Raw genomic sequence first — 21,003 nt, 5'->3', positions numbered from 1 at the left:
CAATTTCCTGGAAATATTTTTCGTCCGATACAAATAGCCGACCGCTCGTCTGGCGGTACGACGGCTCCTCTCGGGGCCTGTCAATGGCGGCGCCAAAAAACAAAAACCGGGGCACTGGCCCCGGTTGTGCAACCGCTCGAACGTCAGATGCGCTCGAACACCGTGGTGATGCCCTGGCCGAGGCCAACGCACATGGTCGCCACGCCAAAGGTGCCGTTGTTCTGCTTCATCACGTTAAGCAGGGTACCGGAGATACGCGCCCCGGAACAACCGAACGGGTGACCCAGAGCGATGGCACCGCCATGCAGGTTGACCTTTTCTTCCATTTTGTCGAGCAGCTTGAGGTCCTTGAGCACAGGCAGGGCCTGGGCGGCGAAGGCTTCGTTGAGCTCGACGAAATCGATGTCGTCGATGGTCAGGCCGGCGCGCTTGAGCGCCTTCTGGGTGGACGGTACCGGGCCGTAACCCATGATCGCCGGATCTACACCCGCCACGGCCATGGCGCGCACCACGGCCATCGGCTGGATGCCCAGGTCCTGAGCACGCTGGGCGCTCATCACGATCATGCAAGAGGCGCCATCGGTGATCTGCGACGAGGTGCCCGCAGTAACGGTACCGCCCTTTGGATTGAACGCCGGCTTGAGGTTGGCCAGGCTCTCCAGGGTAGTTTCAGGGCGGATGGTTTCGTCGTAGTCGAAGACCTTGAGGAAGCCGTTCTCGTCATAGCCCTGCAGGGGGATGATCTCGTCCTTGAACTTGCCTTCCACGGTGGCCTTGTGGGCCAGTTGGTGCGAACGCACGCCGAACTTGTCCTGGGCTTCACGGGTGATGCCGTGCATCTTGCCGAGCATCTCGGCGGTCAGGCCCATCATGCCGGACGCCTTGGCGGCGTAAAGCGACAGATGCGGGTTGGGGTCGACGCCGTGCATCATCCCGACGTGGCCCATGTGCTCGACGCCGCCAACCACGAACACGTCGCCGTTGCCGGTCTGGATCGCCTGCACCGCGGTGTGCAGGGCGCTCATCGACGAGCCGCACAGGCGGCTGACGGTTTGCCCGGCACTGGTGTGCGGGATCTGGGTCATCAGCGACGCCATGCGCGCGATGTTCCAGCCCTGCTCCAGGGTCTGGTTGACGCAACCCCAGATGACGTCCTCGACTTCCTTGGGATCGACCTTGTCGTTGCGCTCCAGCAGCTTGCTGATCAGCTGCGCCGACATCGTTTCGGCGCGGGTATTACGGTGCATGCCGCCCTTGGAACGTCCCATCGGGGTACGGCCGAAGTCGACGATGACTGCATCTCTTGGATTCAGGCTCATAAATTCACTCTCGCTCCAATCGTTGCGCGATTAACCAAAGAAGGTCTGGCCGTTTTTGGCCATTTCACGCAGTTTCTCGGTCGGCTTATACAGCGCACCCAGATCGGCGTACTTGTCGGCCAGGGCCACGAATTCGGCAACCCCGACGCTGTCGATGTAACGCAGCGCACCACCACGGAACGGCGGGAAACCGATACCGTAGATCAGGCCCATGTCGGCCTCGGCGGCGGTCTCGACGATACCGTCTTCCAGGCAGCGCACGGTTTCCAGGCACAGCGGGATCATCATGATATTGACGATGTCCTCGTCGCTCAGCTCACGCTGCTCGGCGACGATCGGCTTGAGCAGCTCATAGGCCTCAGGGTCACTGACCTTCTTCGGCTTGCCGCGCTTGTCGGTCTCGTAGACATAGAAACCCTTGCCGTTCTTCTGGCCCAGGCGATTGGCTTCGTACATCACGTCGACCGCGGTGCGGCCTTCCACCGCCATACGATCCGGAAAGCCTTCAGCCATCACGTCACGGCCATGGTGGCCGGTGTCGATACCGACCACGTCGGACAGGTAGGCAGGGCCCATGGGCCAGCCGAACCGCTCCATGACCTTGTCGATGCGCGCGAAATCGACTCCAAAGCTCAGCAGCTTGGAGAAGCCGCCGAAGTACGGGAACAACACGCGGTTGACCAGGAAGCCCGGGCAGTCGTTGACCACGATCGGGTTCTTGCCCATCTTCTTGGCGTACGCCACGGTAGTGGCAACCGCCTTGTCGCTGGATTTCTCGCCGCGGATCACTTCCACCAGAGGCATCATGTGCACCGGGTTAAAGAAGTGCATACCGACGAAGTTTTCCGGACGCTTGAGCGCTTTGGCCAGCAGGCTGATGGAAATGGTCGAGGTATTGGACGCCAGGATGGTGTCTTCCTTGACCGCAGCCTCTACCTCGGCCAGCACGGCCTGCTTGACCTTGGGGTTCTCGACCACGGCTTCGACGACGATGTCGACGTGGCCGAAATCGCCATAGGACATGGTCGGACGGATGGCGCTCAACGACTCGGCCATCTGCGCAGTGGTCATGCGGCCTTTCTCAACGCGCTTGCCCAGCAGCTTGGAGGCTTCGCCCAAGCCCATCTGGATGCCTTCCTCGCGGATATCCTTCATCAGGATCGGCGTGCCTTTGGACGCCGACTGGTAGGCGATACCGCCGCCCATGATGCCGGCACCCAGCACGGCAGCCAGTTTCACGTCGTGAGCGATGGCGTCATGAGCCTTGGCCTTTTTCTTCAATTCCTGGTCATTGAGGAAAAGACCGATCAGGCTTTCGGCAACCGAGGTCTTGGCCAGCTTGGCAAAACCGGCAGCTTCCACTTCCAGCGCCTTGTCACGGCCGAAATTGGCGGCCTTCTGGATGGTCTTGATCGCTTCGACCGGCGCCGGGTAGTTCGGCCCGGCCTGGCCGGCCACGAAACCCTTGGCGGTCTCGAAGGCCATCATCTGCTCGATGGCGTTGAGCTTGAGTTTTTCAAGTTTGGGCTGGCGCTTGGCCTTGTAATCCAGCTCGCCGGAAATCGCGCGTTTGATCAGGTCCAGCGCACCGGCCTGCAGCTTGTCAGCGCTGACCACGGCATCCACCGCACCGACCTTGAGGGCTTCATCGGCACGATTTTCCTTGCCGGAGGCGATCCACTCCACGGCGTTGTCGGTACCGATCAGGCGCGGCAGGCGCACGGTGCCGCCAAAGCCCGGGTAGATGCCCAGCTTGACTTCCGGCAAACCGATCTTGGCGCCTTCGGCCATGATCCGGTAGTCGGCGGCCAGGCACATTTCCAGGCCACCGCCCAGCGCGATGCCATTGATCGCCACCACGGTAGGCACGTTGAGGTCTTCGAAATCACTGAAGATTCTGTTCGCCTCCAGATTAATGGAGACCAGTTGCTCTTCCGGCAATTTGAAGTTGTCGACGAACTCGGTGATATCGGCACCGACGATGAATACGTCCTTGCCGCTGCTGACGATTACGCCCTTGATCGACGCATCGGCCTTGATCGCGTCGACGGACTGACGAAGCTCGCTCAGGGTCAGACGATTGAACTTGTTGACGGATTCACCCTTGAGATCGAACTTGAGTTCGACGATGCCGCTTTCAAGAGCCTTAACCGTGATGGCTTTACCTTCGTAAATCATCAACTGATCTCCACGCTAGGGAATCTGAACAGTACACACCGGAGCCAACCAGCACACTCACGTCACCAAACACCGTAGACGAAAATCTGCTACCCACCGATGCGGTATTCGAGCTGATTGAGCGCCGCCGGGCAGGCAAACACTCAATTCATACGCCCGTTTGATTTGGGTGAGCACACCTTCTCGGAAAAGCCGGTGATTGTCAATTGGCGGTATGTAGCGAGTTGCTGCGGTCACTACCACTGCACCATGACCAGCAAAGCCTGCTGCGAAAAGCGGATCATCGCCGTCGATAACGCACCATTCGTCAGGCATGACGCCGCCTCTACCGCGCGCTGGCCAAACACGCCAACGCCGGGTAGAGTCGCGCGATTCGGCTCGCACCGAATGACCAAAACAACAATAACGACGTGTCTTCCATGAGGTACCAGCATGCCGAAATGCCTGCGCGGCCTGTCCCTGCCGAGCCTGTTCACGGCTTTTTTCCTGCTCCCCTGCCTGGCGGCCGCTGCCGATACCCAGGTCCAGCTGCAACAGGTACAGCGCCTGCACCTGGCGGTGCACAAGAGCCTGGGCGATTTCTATATGTACAACAGCATGGAGGGCGATCAGCGCTATGCGCGGATGATCGACGACGCGCGCCAGACGGCACGCGAGCAATTGCAGCAACTGGCGGGCATGCAGGACGTCGGCGCCAGCCGCCTGTACGCGCAGCTGCAACGGCAATGGCACGCCTATGACGACGAGATGACGGCGCTCATGCGCACCCTGGCCCAACAGGGCTACACCGACCTGCAGCCGGTGGCCGACATGGCGGCGCGCAACCGGGAAGTCCTCGCCACCTGCCAGAGCCTGTATGAAGCGATGCGCCGGACCGACCCGGGCGCGATATCCACACAGTACGACGGCACCCGCCAGCTCACCCTGCTGATGCAGAACATCGCGGTGAACTACGCGGCGCGCAGTGCATCGGTGGGCGCAAGCTTTTCCGGGGACGCCAGCGAGCGACCGATCGAGGAGCTGGTCGGGGATTTCTCCACGCGCCTGCAGGCCTTACGCGCCCAGCCCGGCAACAGCGCGGCGATCGATGCGGGACTGCACGGCGTGGCGACCAAATGGCGCTACATCGAGCCATCGCTGCGCAACTACAACGAGAACAGCGTTCCGTTCCTGGTCAACAAATACTCGGACAGCATCATTCGCGGCCTGTTGGACGTCGCCGATCTCTACGCCCGGCCTTACGCCGCAAGCGCCCGCTGATGCCCAGGCTGACTCGGCAAGCGGCAGGCGGCGCCTCAGGCGCGCGCCTTGAGAAAGGCGGCGATCGCCGGCAACGCGTCCGGCCGCGCCCGCTCGCCCCAGAACAGCGCGATCATCTGCGGGGTGGCCTCTGCCTGGTAGACGTCGGGTGGCAGGCTGGCAAGCTGCTCGGCCAGGACCTGGTCCGGGCACGGCTCCTGCCATTTGTTCAGCCACGTACCGGGCACGCTCTGCCAGTAGCTCCAGCTGTCCTGGCGCCCGCGGGGGCGCGGATGGTGGTACTGCGGGCACGGGCTGGGTGGCGTGTTGCTCATCCAATATGGCCACTCGGTGCGGGCAAGCTGCATGGTCAGCCCCATGCGGCGCGCCTGCAGACGAACATCCATCTGCCCGCGCTGACGCCGCGAAGGCACCAGCCACACCAGAGGGCTAAGCGCGACAATCAGTAACGCAACAACGATCCATCCCGTCATAATTTCTATCTCGACCGCTTAACCTGTGGTAAATGCTCAACCCAGCCCTACTTGAAATCACTGGTCACCTTGAAGGAGACACTCTCATGTCCTACCAGCACATTCTGGTCGCCGTCGACCTGACCGAGGAGTGCGACCCGGTAATGAAGCGCGCCCAGGCCCTGGCGGGCAGCACCCAGGCTAACCTGTCCGTGGTGCATATCGTCGAACCGATGGCCATGGCCTTCGGCGGTGACGTGCCGATGGACCTGTCGATGCTGCAACAACAGCAGTTCGAACAGGCCAAGGAGCGCCTCGATGCCTTCGCGCTCAAGTATCCCCAGCTCAGCGCGCAGAGCCGCCACCTGGCCTATGGTCAGCCACGCCAGGAAATCCACCGCCTGGCGGCCGAGCAGCACTGCGACCTGATCATCGTCGGCAGCCATGGCCGACATGGCCTGGCCCTGCTACTCGGCTCGACCGCGAATGACGTTCTGCATGGTGCGCCTTGCGACGTGCTGGCGGTCAGCCTGAAGAAACAGTAGTTTTATAGCGAACAACGCCGGGCATCAGCCCGGCGTTCAGTTTTCGACGTTATTCACTGGGCAGCGACGAGTCGTGCCACCCAGTGATGCGATCAACCTTCCAGCTCGGCCCAGCGCTCGACCAGGCGCTCCAGCTCTTCCTGCTGTGCCTGCAATTGCGCCAAAACCGCCGCTGTCTGCTCGCTGGACTGCTGATAGAACACAGGATCGGCGATCCTCGCCTCCAGTTCGGCAATCTTTTGCTCGATGGCATCGATCTGCTCAGGCATGGCATCCAGTTCGCGCTGGTGCTTGTAGCTGAGTTTCTTCCTGGCCGCTGGCGCGGCTTGCGCTTCAGGTTCGGTAACCGGGGCCGCGACCGGCGCCTCGACGACCGCCGAACCCAGTTCGGCTTTGCCGGATTTGGTCTCGCCCACGCCCAGCAAGCGCGGCGAGCCCCCCTGGCGCAACCAGTCCTGGTAGCCGCCAACGTATTCACGCACCTTGCCTTCGCCTTCGAACACCAGGGTGCTGGTGACCACGTTGTCGAGGAAGGCCCGATCGTGACTGACCATCAGCACGGTTCCCTTGAAGTTCGCCAGCACCTCTTCAAGCAGCTCCAGGGTTTCCACGTCGAGGTCGTTGGTCGGTTCGTCGAGCACCAGCAGGTTGGCGGGCTTGCTGAACAGCTTGGCGAGCAGCAACCGCGCGCGCTCACCACCGGACAGCGCCTTGACCGGCGTACGGGCCCGCTGCGGGCTGAACAGGAAGTCGCCGAGGTAACTGAGCACATGACGGTTCTGGCCGTCGATCTCGATGAAATCGCGACCCTCCGAGATGTTGTCGATCACGGTCTTTTCCAGGTCGAGCTGGTGGCGCAACTGATCGAAATAAGCGACTTCGATCTTGGTGCCCTGCTCCACCTTGCCGGTGGTCGGCTGCAGGCCATCGAGCATCAGCTTGAGCAGCGTGGTCTTGCCGGTGCCGTTGGCGCCGAGCAGGCCGATACGGTCACCGCGCTGCAGCACCATGGAAAAATCCTTGATCAACAGCGGGCCGTCGGGGTGGGCGAAGCTGACGTGCTGCAGCACCATCACCTGCTTGCCGGACTTGTCCGCCACATCGAGCTGGATGTTGGCCTTGCCGGTGCGCTCGCGGCGGTCGCTGCGCTCCATGCGCAAGGCCTTGAGGGCGCGCACACGGCCTTCGTTGCGGGTACGCCGCGCCTTGATGCCCTGGCGAATCCACACTTCTTCCTGGGCCAGTTTCTTGTCGAACAGCGCATTGGCGGTTTCTTCAGCGGCCAGCGCAGCTTCCTTGTGCACCAGGAAGCTCGCGTAATCGCCATTCCAGTCGATCAGCCCACCGCGGTCCAGTTCGAGGATGCGTGTGGCCAGGCTTTGCAGGAAGGCCCGGTCGTGGGTAATGAACAACACGGCGCCCTGAAACTCCTTGATGGCCTCTTCAAGCCAGGCGATGGCACCGATGTCCAGGTGGTTGGTCGGCTCGTCGAGCAGCAGCAGATCGGGCTCGCTGACCAGCGCCTGGGCCAGCAATACACGGCGACGCCAGCCACCGGAAAGCTCGGCGAGGGTCTTGTCGGCCGGCAACTGCAGGCGGCTGAGGGTGCTGTCGACCAGTTGCTGGAGCCGCCAGCCATCGCGGGCCTCGAGCTCCTGCTGAACGTGCATCAGCTTGTTCAGGTCGTCTTCGGTGACGCAGTTTTGCGCCAGGTGATGGTACTGCGCGAGCAGCTCGCCAACGCCATCGAGGCCCTGGGCAACCACGTCGAACACGGTACGCCCATCGGCCACCGGCAATTCCTGCGGCAACTCGCCGATCTTCAGCCCCGGCGCACGCCAGACCGCGCCGTCATCGGGTTTCTGGTCGCCCTTGACCAACTTGAGCATGCTCGACTTGCCAGTGCCATTGCGGCCGATGATGCACACCCGCTCGCCGCGAGCAATCTGCCAAGACACCTTGTCCAGCAGCGGCATGGCGCCAAAGGCCAGGGAAACATCGGTGAACTTGAGCAGGGTCATGGGTTGCCTCGAAATGCGCTGGGGTGATCGTCAGGGGCACGCAACGTCAGCAAGACGTGCGCCGGTGGCCAACCACCACGAAAACTGATCTGGCCGGCGCACACGCCAGCCGAAAACCGGGCGCATATTCTAACCGAGAAGGCCCTCGGCGTCTGTGAGCCCGTCAGTGCCGGCCGTCGATGTGACATAAACAGACATGCGCAAGGCTGCTGCGGGCCTTTCGCGCCGAGCGGGCAAAAGGCTAAGCTAACGCCCATTGTCATTAGCGCGCCCGCAACTGCCGAGCCAGCCAGCCGCGCTGAAACGGCAATCGCCCCAAGGGCATCGAGCGACCGGCATCAGCCAGATCGCGCCCGTTCACGAGATGATCCCCGGAAGTGCCATGCGCTGTCGTTTGCCCAGTCTGCTGTCCTGCCTGATTCTTTGCGCCGCTACATCCACGTTCAGCCACGCTGCCAGCCTGCAGCAGCAGCGCCAGTACTACGACGAGGCCAAGGCCGCGCTGGCCAAGGGCGACAAGGGCCCCTTCGAACGGTACGCCAGCGCCCTGCGCGATTATCCGCTGACGCCTTACCTGGCCTATGAGGAACTCACCGCGCGCCTGAAATGGGCCAGCAACGCCGAGATCGAGAGGTTTCTCGCCGCCCACGGCGACCTGCCGCAGGCCAGCTGGATGAAGCTGCGCTGGCTGCGCTGGCTGGCCGAGCGCGGCGAGTGGCAGACCTTCGCCAAATACTACGACCCGGCACTCAACTTCACCGAACTGGACTGCCTCAACGGCCAGCGCCAGCTCATTCAGGGGCAGACCGCCGAGGGTTATGCCAGCGCCGAGAAACTATGGCTGGTGGGCAAGTCCCAGCCCGAAGCCTGTGACCGCCTGTTCGACCGCTGGGCAGCCGAAGGGCAGCTTACCGAACAGCGCCTTTGGCAGCGCACCAAGCTGGCCGCCGAAGCGCGCAACTACAGCCTGGCCACCTTTCTGAGCAAAGACCTGCCCACCCTCGCCAACCACGGCAAACTGCTGGTGGACGTCGCCCAGAAACCGCAGATGCTCACCCAGGCCGCTCGCTTCGCGCCGGCCGACGATGCCATGGGCGACGTGGTCAGCCTCGGCCTGCGCCGTCTCGCCCGCCAGGACCCGGAGCAGGCGCTGAGCCTGCTCGAGGGTTATGCCCGGCGCATGCAGTTCTCCGAGCAGGAGAAGGTGGCCATCGCCAGCGAGATCGGCCTGACCCTGGCGCGCCGCTTCGACCCGCGCGCGCTGGCGATCATGGCCCAATACGACCCCAACCTGCGCGATGACACGGTCAGTGAATGGCGCGCGCGCCTGCTGCTGCGCCTGGGTCGCTGGGACGAGGCCTACGCCCTGATCAGCCGCATGCCCGAATCCCTGGCCAGCACCAATCGCTGGCGTTACTGGAAGGCGCGCAGCCTGCAACTGGCGCAGCCCAACGGCACGGCAGCACAGCCGCTGTTCCACGATCTGGCCAAGGAGCGGGACTTCTACGGTTTCATGGCGGCCGATCAGGTCAAAGAACCCTACTTCCTGAAAAACGCGCCGCTGCCGCTCAGTGCCAGCGTGATGAAGAAAGTACGCAATGCGCCGGGCATCCGCCGCGCCATGGAATTCCACGACCGCGGGCAGATCGTCGACGGCCGCCGCGAGTGGTACCACGCCAGCCTCCATTTCGACCGTGACGAGTTGGTGGCCCAAGCCCGCCTGGCCTACGACATGGAATGGTATTTCCCGGCCATTCGCACCATCAGCCAGGCCAAGTACTGGGACGATCTCGATGTGCGCTTTCCCATGGCCTACCGCGAGCCGCTGACCGCCGAAGCCAAGAAGCGCGGCCTGCATTCCAGCTGGGTCTTCGCCATCACCCGTCAGGAAAGCGGCTTCATGGCGGACGCCAAGTCCCACGCCGGGGCCATGGGCCTGATGCAGGTCATGCCGGCCACCGCCAAGGAGACCGCGCGCAAGTTCGGCATTGCGTTGAGCAACCCCAACAATACACTGCTGCCGAGCGTCAACATCCAGTTGGGTACGGCCTACCTGAGCCAGATCTACGGGCAGTTCAACGGCAACCGCGTGCTGGCCTCGGCTGCCTACAACGCCGGCCCTGGCCGGGTGCGGCAATGGCTGCGCGATGCCGACCACCTGGCGTACGACGTGTGGGTCGAGAACATTCCATTCAATGAGACCCGCCAGTACGTGCAGAATGTGCTGTCGTACGCGGTGATCTACGGTGACAAGCTCAACGCACCGCAACCGCTGGTCGGCTGGCACGAGCGCTACTTCGATCAGTGAGCTCAAGCGCAACCAGCGCCATCACGCGTTACGGTACCCGGGCAGCAACCTGACGGGTACCCTAGCGGCAGCGTGAAATTGCCGCGCATGGCCGTGATTGCCGTCTTCAGATGGCGCCGAGCTCGCAGCGCCCAACACGAGCGCGGCGGTAGCGCACGGCCCCCGCGTCGTTGCCGGCTGCGGCATTGCCCCCCTGCTATTCCAGCACGTGCACCGGCATGCCAAGGCGCAGTTCGCCGCTGACGTGATTGATCAGGTTCTGCCCGAATTGAATCTCGCCCTCACGCTGACGATAGCTGCGCAAGGTGGTCAGCGGCTCACGATCGGCGCTGCGCTCGCCGGTCTGCGGGTCGATGGTGGTAATGATGCAGCGCGAGCAGGCTTTGGCGACAGTGAACTCGACATCGCCGATACGAATGCGCTTCCAGCTGTCCTCGGCGTAGGGTTCGCTGCCCTCCACCACCAGATTGGGGCGAAAGCGCAGCATGCTCAGCGGCCTGCCTACTCGGGCTTCGAGATCATCCAGCGAGGCCTGGCCGATCAGCAACAACGGAAAGCCGTCGGCGAATCCGACTTTCTCGTTCCCGGTCACGTTGCCCTCGATGTACCGTGCCCGCTCGGCGGGCACGTGCACCAGGCGGCAGGGCTTGCCCATGAAGGCGCTGACCCAGGCTGCGGCCTCCTCGCCGGCATCCGGCACGCGCAGGGTGTCGCGCCAGATGATCACACCGCGCAGCGAGTCATCGGGATCCGGCAAGGCGACATCCAGAACAGGCTGGCCAGGTGCGCTTAGCGTCAGGCCGCCTGCCTCGTTCCAGCGCGCCGTCAAATGGCTCATCTGCGCAAAGGTTCGCTGGGTCAGGAAGCGGCCATTCTCGGCGCTCACCAGCATCCAGCGGCGATCACCGACGACTCCCAGGCCGTCGAGCTGCAGGCTGCCCAACGACTCGCCCACGGCGGACTTGAGAGGAAAGCGGTAGAGCGATGAAAGGTGCATGAGCTCGGCGTCCTGACATGAGCGAAACGGCGGTTATACGCAAACCACCGCCACGGCTCAAGCCATTCACTCGCGCCATCCAGGGTTGCCACAGACCAACTACACCGACGAGCACGCGCACGTCGCGGCGGCGGTGAACAGCAGACCCGCCTTGTTGCGCTGCATTGAACCCTACAAGGCCGACGCCCAGCGGCGGCTGCGCACCCTTTACTCGTCGAGGGCCAGGCGCTGGCGTATCACGTCGACCAGTTTGTCCGGCTGGAATTTGGAAAGGAAGTTGTCGCAACCGACCTTTTTCACCATGGCATCGTTGAAACTGCCGGACAGCGACGTGTGCAGCACCACGTACAAATCGCGCAGGCGCTGGTCCTGGCGAATCTCGGTGGTCAGGCGATAGCCGTCCATCTCCGGCATTTCGGCATCGGTGAAGATCATCAGCAGCTTGTCGGTCATCACCTGGCCGGTATCGGCCCAGGCCTTGAGCATGTTCAGGGCTTTCAGACCGTCGGTGGCCACGTGCATCTTGATACCAAGCTGCGAGAGGGTGTCGCGCAGCTGCGACAGGGCCACGCTGGAGTCGTCGACCAGCAGCACCTCACGGCCGCGGGCTTTCTCCAGCAGCGGATCCGCCAGGCGATCACTGGAAATAGTCGTGTCGTACGGCACGATTTCCGCCAGCACCTTTTCCACATCGATGATTTCCACCAGTTGGTCATCGACCTTGGTGATCGCCGTCAGGTAATGGTGGCGCCCCGCCCCGCCCGGTGGCGGCAGGATCGATTCCCAGTTGAGGTTGAGAATGCGGTCGACGCCGCCGACCAGAAACGCCTGGATCGAACGGTTGTACTCGGTAACGATGATGGTGCTGCGCTCATCGGGCACGATCGGTCGCATGCCGATGGCCTGGGACAGATCGATCACCGGCAGGGTCTGGCCGCGCAGGTGAATGACCCCGCAGACGAACCGATGCCGTTGTGGCATCAGCGTCAGCTTGGGCATCTGCAGGACTTCCTGCACCTTGAATACGTTGATGGCGAACAATTGCCGGCCAGCCAGGCGAAACATCAGGATTTCCAGGCGATTCTCGCCCACCAGCTGTGTCCGTTGATCAACGGTGTCGAGAATACCGGCCATTATTCGCTCCTGTGAGGCGTAGTGTTCAGTGAAGCTATCGGCCAGTCGTGACATTACTGAAGGCGGCATGGCGCAGCCCATCGTGCACCAGTGACAGGTGGAAAACCAGCACCTGCGCGGCTAGTCGCTCAGCAACGGCGACTGCGCAGGCAAGTGGACGCGCAACGCCTTGGCGCGGGCGGCGAAACGCATGCTGTGCCCCTCGCGCGGCTCGCCATCGAGGTTGAGGTCCAGCCCTTCCGGTGCGTCGATCTCCAGCCAGGGCAACCGCGCACTGACCGACACGCCTTCGATCCCTTTCAGCCCTCCGGACAGCAGCGTGCCCAGCGTGCCCACCACATCATGCGCGGCGGGAACGATGCAGACGTCCAGCAGGCCGTCGTTGACCCGCGCATGCGGGCAAAGCACATGCCCACCGCCAGCCTGGCGACCGTTACCGATGCCCAGGGCGAGAAACTCACCCTCCCATTCGAAATCCGGGCCCCTGAAGCGCCCGAACGCCGACCGGACCTCGGCGAAACGCGTCAGCCCGGTGAGCATGTAGGCGGCGCCGCCGAGCACCCGTTTGAGCTCTTCGGAGGTATTGGCGGTCACATTGGAGCCGAAGCCGCCAGTGGCCATGTTGAGGAACAGCTGGCCATCGACCTCGCCCAGATCGATCGGCTGTGCCGGGGTATCGAGCAGCGCCAGCGCCTCGGTCGGCGTCAGCGGAATACCGGCGGCGTTGGCAAAATCATTGGCAGTCCCCAGCGGCAGCAGGGCCAGGCTGGCATCCGTCTTGGCCTTGGCCATCGCTTCGGCGACGTCGCGCAGGGTGCCGTCACCACCGCCGGCGATCAGCGTCGGATAGCCGGCCTGCAAGGCTTCATCGACCAGCCGCTGGGCGTCACCGCCTTCCCAGGTCAGGCGCACGGCCAGATCCCATCCGAGCCCGCGCTGGGTATTGACCGCAGCACGCACCTCATCATTGAGGGACTGCTTACCATGAAGGATCAATAGCGCTTTACGCTCTTGCATAACGGCTCCGAAAACGGGATTTGAGGCGACTGTCTATGCAGACAACGCGCAAACCAAATAATCACCGTCGTTGTCGTTGCCCGGCAACGCTCCTATCACTCAGCCGAGCAAGCCACTCATGGGAATGAAGCGCAGGCTGTCACCCTCCTCGAGGGTGCTGCCTTCCAGCACTTCGGCCAGCCCCTCGGCCCACGTCGCGCTACGCAGCACGCCGGAACTCTGGTTGGCATAAGGCACCACGAGGCCGTTCTCCAGCCGGGCGCGCAGGTACTCACGGCGCTTGCCCGGCGTTGTCCAGGCAAAGCCGGCCGGTACCGAGAAGCCCTGCGGCTCGACCTTCTGCACGCCGAGCCGGCGCAGCAGATAAGGCCTAGCCAAGAGGCCGAACGTGACCAGCGTCGACGCCGGATTCCCGGGCAGGCCGATGACCGGGCGGCCGCGGAACTCGCCCACGGTAAGCGGCTTGCCGGGCTTGATCGCCAGCTTCCACAACGCCAGCTCGCCGGCCTCGCGCAGGGCCACGCCAAGAAAATCCGCCTCGCCCACCGACACCCCGCCGGTGGAAAGAACAAGGTCGACGTCCCGCAGCGCTGCCAGTGCTTCGCGGGTGCTCTGGAGGTCATCGACCAAGATGCCGCCATCGACGACCTCACAACCAAGGCGCTTCAGCCAGGCAACCAACAGGTAGCGGTTGCTGTTGTAAATCTGCCCGGCGCCCAGCGCCTGGCCTGGTTCGACCAGCTCGTCACCGGTGGACAGCACTGCCACCCGCGGTCTGCGGCGTACCGTTAGCTGCGCCAGACCAATCGACGCGGCCAGACCCAGTTCGATTGGCCCCAGGCGCGTGCCGGCGCTCAGCAGGGTTTCGCCCTTGCGGTTCTCCTGTCCCTGCGGGCGGATATTCTGGGCGACCCTGAGGGGCCGCTCGAACTGCACGCGACCGTCAGCGCTCACGCTGACGTTTTCCTGCATTTCCACCGTGTCGGCGCCCAGCGGAATAGGCGCGCCGGTGAAGATTCGCGCACAGGTGCCGGGCTGCAGCGCCTCGGGCGCGGTACCAGCGAGGATCCGTTGACTCACCGGCAGCGCTTCGCCGCGCCAGTCGGCCAGGCGCAGCGCATAGCCGTCCATGGCGCTGTTCGGCCAAGGCGGCAGGTCCAGCCCGGCAATCATCGGCTCGGCCAGTACACGTCCATCGGCCTGAGCCAGATCGACCTGCTCCAGGCCTTCGATAGGCGAGGCATCGGCCAGGGCGAGCAAACGCGCCAGCGCCTCCTCCACCGGCATCAGCGGCGAATGCGGCTCGCTCATCCGCGGCTCTCGCACGGTGCGGCGAGCTTGAGATGCGGCACGAAGTTGCAAGGGCGATGACGGGCATCGAGCTGCTCGGCGAGGATGCCGTCCCAGCCGGTACGGCATGCGTTGGTCGAGCCCGGCAGGCAGCAGACCAGGGTACCGTTGGCCAGCCCGGCCAGCGCGCGGGACTGGATGGTCGAGGTGCCGATGTCAGCGGTGGATATCTGCCGGAACAGCTCGCCAAAACCGTCCACCTGCTTGTCCAGCAGGCAGGCCACCGCCTCCGGCGTGCTGTCTCGTCCGGTGAAGCCGGTACCGCCGGTGATCAGCACGACCTGCACCACATCCTCGGCGATCCAGGTGGCGACCTGAGCGCGGATCTTGTACAGGTCATCCTTGAGCAGCACGCGTTCGGCAAGGCTGTGGCCGGCCGCTTTCAAGCGGTCGACGAACAGTTGCCCGGAGGTGTCGGTTTCCAGCGTGCGGGTATCGCTGACGGTCAGCACGGCGATATTCAGGGGCACGAATGGCGCATCGGCCTTGTGGCTCATGGCAGGCTTCCAGTTGTCGTGAACAATGGCCGGTGTTATACCACAGCGCCACCGCCGGAGACCCTTGCCATGCCCATTCCAGCCCCTTCGCACCGCCTCTCGGTAGCCCTGCTTGCAGGCGGCCGCGGGCAGCGTATGGGCGGCCGCGACAAGGGCCTGGTGCACTGGCAGGGACGACCGATGATTGCCTGGCTACATGACCAGGTGCGCCCGCTGACCGACGACCTGATCATCTCCTGCAACCGCAACAAGCACGCCTACGCGCCCTACGCCGACCGCCTGATCAGTGACGAGGCCAGCGACTACCCGGGACCGCTGGCCGGCATTCGCGCCGCCCTGCAGATCGCCCGCCACCCTCTTCTGCTGGTGCTGCCCTGTGATGCTCCCAGAGTCGACCGTGCGCTGCTCGATGACCTCCTGGCGCTGGCCGACGAGCGACCAGTCATGGCGCAGCGCGACGGCTACTGGGAACCGCTGTTCGCGGTGATACCGCGCAGCCTTCTGCCCTCATTGGAGCAGGCCTGGCAAGCCGGCCAGCGCAGCACCCAGCGCTGGCTGCAGGCCCATCAACCGGCTGCCCTGGTCTGTGCACCGGACGACGTGCGCCTGAGCAACATCAATTCATCCGGGTTGTTGCAATAGCCAGGGCTTGCAGCCGGCGCCAACGCAGCGGCTAAATAGGGCGGAACTTGAGGTCAACGCGCCCGTCTTAGCCCAAGTAATCATTCAGCTTCGATTTAAGGAGACATGTCATGAAGCAACGGACTACCGCTGCATTGCTACTCGCGCTCGGCCTCGCCACCTTGGCGGGTTGTTCCAGCCCATCGGTGATCACCCTGAACGATGGCCGTGAAATCCAGACCGTGGATCGCCCCGACTTCGACGATGACACTGGCTTCTACGAATTCGAACAGTTGGATGGCAAGCGCACCAAGGTCAACAAGGATCAGGTTCGCACCGTAAAAGAGCTGTAAGTACTGCTGCGGGGTGCCTGCGCCAGGCGCGGCACCCACTAAAAATTTTCCGCTAAACCCTTGTGCTGCAAAACTTTTTCAGTACAATTTGGCGCATTCGGAGTGTAGCGCAGCTTGGTAGCGCGTCTCGTTCGGGACGAGAAGGTCGCAGGTTCGAATCCTGTCTCTCCGACCATTTCCCTGTTTGCAGCAGCTAAACCGTGCTTGCGAAACAATTGAAAAAGCCCGCCTCGTGCGGGCTTTTTCGTATCTGCCTGCCGCTCTCCCGCCCCCTTGCGTACGTCGGTTGCACTCACCGCAACGGCACGTTGGCGACGATGGTGGCCATGCCGCGATATCGGCGTTGCCCTGCCATTCGCCGCGGGGGCGCGGGGGCGCGGCTGCTGCGGGATGTGCGCCATGATCGAAAATCACACGCCTCGCGTAGGAACGTCGCCCCGGCCCGAACGATTGTGGCCGTGCCGCACCTTCGGCGTTGCTGCCGCCATTCGCCGCGAGGGCGCGGCTCCTGCGGGATGTGCGCCAGGATCGAGAACGACGCCCCTCGCGTAGGAACGTCGCCCCCGGCACGAACGATTGTGGCCCTGCTGCGATATCGGCGTTGCTGCCGCCATTCGCCGCGGGGGCGCGGCTCCTACGGGATGTGCGCCTGGATCGAGAACGACGCCCCTCGCGTAGGAACGTCGCCCCCGGCACGAACGATTCGTGGCCGTGCCGCACCTTCGCCGTTGCTGCCGCCATTCGCCGCGGGGGCGCGGCTCCTACGGGATGTGCGCCTGGATCGAGAACGACGCCCCTCGCGTAGGAACGTCGCCCCCGGCACGAACGATTCGTGGCCGTGCCGCACCTTCGCCGTTGCTGCCGCCATTCGCCGCGGGGCGCGGCTCCTGCGGGATGTGCGCCAGGATCGAGAACGACACCCTCGCGTAGGAGCGTCGCCCCCGGCGCGAACGATTCGTGGCCATGGCGCACCATCCGCACTGACCACCTGCGCGCGTTACACGCGGAAGTGGCTGACCATCATCTGCAACTGGTTACCCAGGCGTGCCAGCTCGACGCTCGATGCGGCGGTCTCTTCGCTGGCGGCTGCGGTCTGTTCGGAGATGTCGCGAACGTTGACCACGCTGCGGCTGATTTCCTCGGCCACCGCGCCCTGCTGCTCGGCGGCTGCGGCGATTTGCTGGTTCATAGCCTGGATGCTGGACACCTTGCGGGTGATGATTCCCAGCGCGTCGCCGGCCTTGCGAGTCAGCGCCACGCTGCTGTCGGTCAACTCGCGGCTGCCGTGCATGATCGCCGCCACCTGCTGGGTACCCTGATGCAGGCCCGCCACCAGCCCTTCGATCTCCTCGGTGGACTTCTGCGTGCGCTGCGCCAGGCCGCGCACCTCGTCCGCCACCACCGCGAACCCGCGCCCGGCTTCACCGGCACGTGCCGCCTCGATGGCGGCGTTGAGCGCCAGCAGGTTGGTCTGCTCGGCCACGGCCTTGATCACGTCCATCACGCCGCCGATCTTCTTGCTTTCCTTCTGCAGTTCGCCCATCGCGTCGGTAGAACGCGTGACTTCCGCGGCCAGCCGGTCGATCTGCGCAATGGCTTCGGCCACCACGCGATCACCCTGGGCGGCTTCCTGGTCTGCATCGGATGCTGCCTGCGAGGCCTCGGCAGCGTTGCGCGCCACTTCCTGCACGGTCGCCGACATTTCCTGCATGGCGGTGGCCACCTGGTCGGTTTCCACCTTCTGGCTGTTGACGCCAGCACTGGTCTGCTCGGTGACCGCCGAGAGCTCCTCGGCGGCGCTGGCGATCTGCGTGACGCCGTCGCGAATGCCGCCGATCAGCTCGCGCAGGGTGGTGCCCATGCGCTGAATGCCCTGCTGCACGACACCGAGTTCGTCACGGCGGGTGACCTGCAGCGTGTGGGTCAGGTCGCCCTGGGTGATGCGTTCCACCGCTTCCAGGGTTTCCTGCAGCGGCCGGGTGATCTGGCGGGTGATCAACCAGGCGGCCAGGACGCCGACCAGCAACGCCAGCAGCGTGGCACCGATCATCATCCGCGTGGCAAAGCCGGCATCGCTGTCCCGCAAGGTCACCTGCATGGCCAGCAGCGCATCGCTGCCCCTGACAATCTCCTGCACCTGCTCGTTCATGGCGGCGCGCAACTGCACACGCTCCGCAGTAGCCGCTCGATAAGTGGCCAGCAGGTTGCGGTAGGCCGTGACGGTAGCCTCGAGCTGCTGGATCTGCTCGCGGAAGTCGCCGACAAACACGGCGGACAGCGTATCGAGCCCCTGATCGACGCGCTCGATCTGCTGGTTCAGCGCCTGCTCGGTGCCCTCGTTGGCATCGGCGGTGTAGTTCACCACGCGATAACGCAACGTCTGCATATCATCCTTGGCCTGGGCAATGGCCTGGTAACGTGCAAAGGCCGCTTCGTCACCAGCGGCGCTACGCGCCACTTCCCCCCTCACCCGGTCGATCAGCTCACCTGCGCGATCAGCCAGCTCGACCATCTCGGTACGCGTCTTGTTGGCAGTGGCGTATGTGGCGCTCGTCCTGTCGTAAGCCTGCTGGTACTGCCCGATCAGCCCGATCTGCTGCTTGAGCAGCCTTACGTTTTCCGGGTTCTGGAAATGCGGCAGCATTTCATTCTGCCGCTGCACGAGCAAACGGATCTGCTGCTGTACCTTGTCGGCCTCGGCCGCGGCACCGTTGGCAAGCAGATACTGCAAGCGGGCCACACGCAGGTCCGTGAGGGTATGGGTCAGTTCATTGACATCGGTCATGCGTTCGCTGCGTTGCACCACGCTGCCCAGGCTGGTCCAACTGACGGCGGCCAATGCCAGGGTAAGGGCAAGCACGAGGCCGAACCCCAGGGCCAGTTTCTGGGTGACGCTGATATTACCGAACCACGTGTTCATCTATTGCTCCACTGCAAAAAAGGGTCAGAAAACTGGAGACTTCTTGTTATTGGCCAGCCCGCACTCCCAGCGCGGTTCCGAGTCGGCATCCTTGCCGCTGTCATGTGGATTCACCCGTCGACCGAGCCTCAAAGGTGCGCGACAAGAAGCGATATCAATGTGACATCGCATTGACGAGAGGCACGCCTTCTTGGTTCAAACAATATTGCAGTAAGAGAAGTGACGATGCTGTCTAGCACGGCGCTTTCAGCGGGCCAGCTGGTGACGGCACGCTAGCCATCGCTGCCATGCGCAGAGGGGCGCGGCACCCACGACGGCCAGGCAGGTGACTGCGCAATACGTGAAACCCGCTCGCCAGGGTCCACCTATTTTTCGCCAGCCATAAAAAAACCCGCCACAAGGGCGGGCTAGTGACCTCCCCTAGCCGGGAGGTCGACGACGTCCAGCGATCAGGACACCTTGCCAGCTGTTTCGCCGGGCAGCGTGACGATATCCGGGCGACCACCGGAGGCCAGTTCGCGCTGCAGGGTGTCTTCGTCCAGCTCCTTGCACCACTTGGCGACCACGATGGTGGCAACGCCATTGCCAATCAGGTTGGTCAGCGCGCGGGCTTCGGACATGAAGCGGTCGATACCCAGAATCAGCGCCAGGCCGGCAACCGGCAGGTGGCCGACGGCCGAGAGGGTTGCCGCCAGTACGATGAAACCACTACCGGTAACGCCAGCAGCACCTTTGGACGCGACCAGCAGCACCAGCAACAGGGTGATCTGGTGGGTAATGTCCATCGGCGTGTCGGTGGCCTGGGCGATGAACACCGCAGCCATGGTCAGGTAGATCGAGGTACCGTCCAGGTTGAAGGAGTAGCCGGTAGGAATCACCAGGCCAACGACCGACTTGTTGGCGCCGAGCTTTTCCATCTTGGTCAGCATGCGTGGCAGGGCCGACTCGGAGGACGAGGTACCCAGCACGATCATCAGTTCTTCACGGATGTAGCGGATCAGGCGCAGCACACTGAAGCCGTGAGCGCGAGCGATGCCGCCGAGCACGACCAGCACGAAGAACACGCAGGTGATGTAGAAGCAGATCATCAGCTGACCGAGCTGCACCAGCGAGCCGACACCGTATTGGCCAATAGTGAAGGCCATGGCACCGAAGGCACCGATGGGCGCGAGCTTCATGATCATGTTGATGATGCCGAACATCACGTGGGCGATGCGATCGATGAACTCGAGTACCGGACGACCGAACTCACCCATGCGCTGCAGGGCGAACGCGAAGATCACCGAGAAGAACAGTACCTGCAGGATGTCGCCATTGGCGAAGGCGCCAACCACGGTGGACGGAATGACGTTGAGCAGGAAACCGATGGTCGTCTGCGCTTCGCCCGCCTGGGCATAGGCCGCGATCTTGCTGGCGTCCAGGGTGCTTGGGTCGACATGCATGCCAACGCCGGGCTGCACCACGTTGACCACGACAAGGCCGATGATCAGCGCGATGGTGGAAACGATTTCGAAGTACAGCAATGCGTAGCCGCCGGTTTTACCGACTGCCTTCATGTCCTGCATGCCGGCGATGCCGCTGACCACGGTGCAGAAGATGATGGGCGCGATGACCATTTTGATCAGCTTGACGAAACCATCGCCGAGCGGTTTGAGGGCGACGCCTGTTTCCGGATAGAAATGGCCGAGGAGGATGCCCACGGTGATGGCGAACAACACCTGGACATAAAGCATTTTATAGAACGGTTGACGGACAACTTCGTTTGTTGTGGCAGTCATGGTGAATCCTCATGGGCGCGGCAATGACATCCTGAAACGTCCGCACCGATTTTCTTGTTAAGGCGCCAACCCTCCTGACCTGGAGGGATTTGTTATAGGGCGCATAGCGCGACCTTGGCAATGAACTAGCAAGCGCCATGCCACACAAGAAAAGCAGGAATAACCCGTTATAAATCAGTATTTGGAGACAATTTGGTGGCCACCAATCGCGGGCCTTGGCGGTTTTCCGCACGGAGTCCCAGCTCCCCGTGGC

Annotated in this window: 16 protein-coding genes, 1 tRNA gene and 1 pseudogene; 6 read left to right on the top strand and 12 right to left on the bottom strand. The window is 63.4% G+C overall.

Going from position 1 to position 21,003, the window contains the following annotated elements; translation table 11 throughout:
- Positions 1-143: 143 nt before the first annotated feature.
- The gene (fadA, locus tag ACZ0AV_RS21845; protein WP_070882004.1) at positions 144-1,319 is read right to left on the bottom strand and encodes an acetyl-CoA C-acyltransferase FadA; all 1,176 of its coding nucleotides are present in this window, start codon (positions 1,317-1,319) and stop codon (positions 144-146) included.
- Positions 1,320-1,349: 30 nt separating this feature from the next.
- Complete coding sequence (fadB, locus tag ACZ0AV_RS21840) at positions 1,350-3,497, bottom strand: fatty acid oxidation complex subunit alpha FadB (protein WP_499152957.1); 2,148 nt, start codon at positions 3,495-3,497, stop codon at positions 1,350-1,352.
- Between the two features lie 432 nt (positions 3,498-3,929).
- Between fadB and ACZ0AV_RS21835 the strand changes: the two genes are divergently transcribed.
- Positions 3,930-4,757, top strand: a complete 828-nt coding sequence (locus ACZ0AV_RS21835; protein WP_499152956.1) for a hypothetical protein — start codon at positions 3,930-3,932, stop codon at positions 4,755-4,757.
- A gap of 35 nt (positions 4,758-4,792) precedes the next feature.
- Here the strand turns inward: ACZ0AV_RS21835 and ACZ0AV_RS21830 are convergent, their stop codons facing one another.
- Positions 4,793-5,230 carry a hypothetical protein gene (locus tag ACZ0AV_RS21830; protein ID WP_499152955.1) on the bottom strand — a complete coding sequence of 146 codons (438 nt, stop codon included), beginning with the start codon at positions 5,228-5,230 and terminating at the stop codon, positions 4,793-4,795.
- 86 nt (positions 5,231-5,316) lie between these two features.
- On the opposite strand from ACZ0AV_RS21830, the gene ACZ0AV_RS21825 reads away from it, so the two are divergent.
- Positions 5,317-5,754, top strand: coding sequence for a universal stress protein (locus tag ACZ0AV_RS21825; protein WP_499152954.1), 438 nt, complete (start codon positions 5,317-5,319; stop codon positions 5,752-5,754).
- Between the two features lie 92 nt (positions 5,755-5,846).
- Here ACZ0AV_RS21825 and ACZ0AV_RS21820 read toward each other — a convergent pair whose 3' ends face one another.
- The gene (locus tag ACZ0AV_RS21820; RefSeq protein ID WP_499152953.1) at positions 5,847-7,775 is read right to left on the bottom strand and encodes an ATP-binding cassette domain-containing protein; all 1,929 of its coding nucleotides are present in this window, start codon (positions 7,773-7,775) and stop codon (positions 5,847-5,849) included.
- Between the two features lie 382 nt (positions 7,776-8,157).
- On the opposite strand from ACZ0AV_RS21820, the gene ACZ0AV_RS21815 reads away from it, so the two are divergent.
- Entirely contained in the window at positions 8,158-10,083 is a 1,926-nt protein-coding gene (locus tag ACZ0AV_RS21815) for a transglycosylase SLT domain-containing protein (protein ID WP_499152952.1), read from the top strand.
- Positions 10,084-10,279: 196 nt separating this feature from the next.
- Here the strand turns inward: ACZ0AV_RS21815 and ACZ0AV_RS21810 are convergent, their stop codons facing one another.
- From ACZ0AV_RS21810 to moaB, 5 genes are all read right to left on the bottom strand, one after another.
- The gene (locus ACZ0AV_RS21810; protein WP_499152951.1) at positions 10,280-11,080 is read right to left on the bottom strand and encodes an MOSC domain-containing protein; all 801 of its coding nucleotides are present in this window, start codon (positions 11,078-11,080) and stop codon (positions 10,280-10,282) included.
- Positions 11,081-11,287: 207 nt separating this feature from the next.
- Positions 11,288-12,214, bottom strand: a complete 927-nt coding sequence (locus ACZ0AV_RS21805; RefSeq protein ID WP_499152950.1) for a chemotaxis protein CheV — start codon at positions 12,212-12,214, stop codon at positions 11,288-11,290.
- Positions 12,215-12,334: 120 nt separating this feature from the next.
- Entirely contained in the window at positions 12,335-13,231 is an 897-nt protein-coding gene (yegS, locus tag ACZ0AV_RS21800; RefSeq protein ID WP_499152949.1) for a lipid kinase YegS, read from the bottom strand.
- A 99-nt stretch (positions 13,232-13,330) separates the two neighbouring features.
- Positions 13,331-14,542 carry a molybdopterin molybdotransferase MoeA gene (locus ACZ0AV_RS21795; RefSeq protein WP_499152948.1) on the bottom strand — a complete coding sequence of 404 codons (1,212 nt, stop codon included), beginning with the start codon at positions 14,540-14,542 and terminating at the stop codon, positions 13,331-13,333.
- A complete protein-coding gene (gene moaB, locus ACZ0AV_RS21790) occupies positions 14,539-15,078 on the bottom strand; it encodes a molybdenum cofactor biosynthesis protein B (RefSeq protein ID WP_131178386.1) in 540 nt (179 codons plus the stop codon). Before moaB ends, ACZ0AV_RS21795 begins: the two co-directional genes overlap by 4 nt.
- Positions 15,079-15,147: 69 nt before the next feature.
- Here moaB and mobA point away from each other — a divergent pair, with 69 nt between their 5' ends.
- The 3 genes from mobA (at position 15,148) to ACZ0AV_RS21775 (ending at position 16,227) form a co-directional block, all read left to right on the top strand.
- Entirely contained in the window at positions 15,148-15,720 is a 573-nt protein-coding gene (gene mobA, locus ACZ0AV_RS21785; protein ID WP_499152947.1) for a molybdenum cofactor guanylyltransferase MobA, read from the top strand.
- Between the two features lie 110 nt (positions 15,721-15,830).
- Positions 15,831-16,052: a YgdI/YgdR family lipoprotein gene (locus ACZ0AV_RS21780; RefSeq protein ID WP_499152946.1), complete on the top strand. Its 222-nt coding sequence runs from the start codon at positions 15,831-15,833 to the stop codon at positions 16,050-16,052.
- Positions 16,053-16,150: 98 nt separating this feature from the next.
- Positions 16,151-16,227, top strand: a tRNA-Pro gene (locus ACZ0AV_RS21775).
- A gap of 822 nt (positions 16,228-17,049) precedes the next feature.
- On the opposite strand, the gene ACZ0AV_RS21770 is transcribed toward ACZ0AV_RS21775, so the two are convergent.
- The 3 genes and pseudogenes from ACZ0AV_RS21770 to ACZ0AV_RS21760 form a co-directional block, all read right to left on the bottom strand.
- Entirely contained in the window at positions 17,050-17,754 is a 705-nt protein-coding gene (locus ACZ0AV_RS21770) for a methyl-accepting chemotaxis protein (RefSeq protein ID WP_499153422.1), read from the bottom strand.
- Between the two features lie 198 nt (positions 17,755-17,952).
- Positions 17,953-18,837 (bottom strand): annotated as a pseudogene (locus ACZ0AV_RS21765) (methyl-accepting chemotaxis protein); the annotation flags it as partial.
- A gap of 584 nt (positions 18,838-19,421) precedes the next feature.
- Positions 19,422-20,750 (bottom strand): dicarboxylate/amino acid:cation symporter, encoded by a 1,329-nt coding sequence (locus ACZ0AV_RS21760; RefSeq protein ID WP_499152945.1) that lies wholly within the window; start codon positions 20,748-20,750, stop codon positions 19,422-19,424.
- Positions 20,751-21,003: the final 253 nt, after the last annotated feature.

Source organism: Pseudomonas sp. AC532 (assembly GCF_979258965.1).
This window is presented reverse-complemented; position numbering and strand designations above follow the sequence as displayed.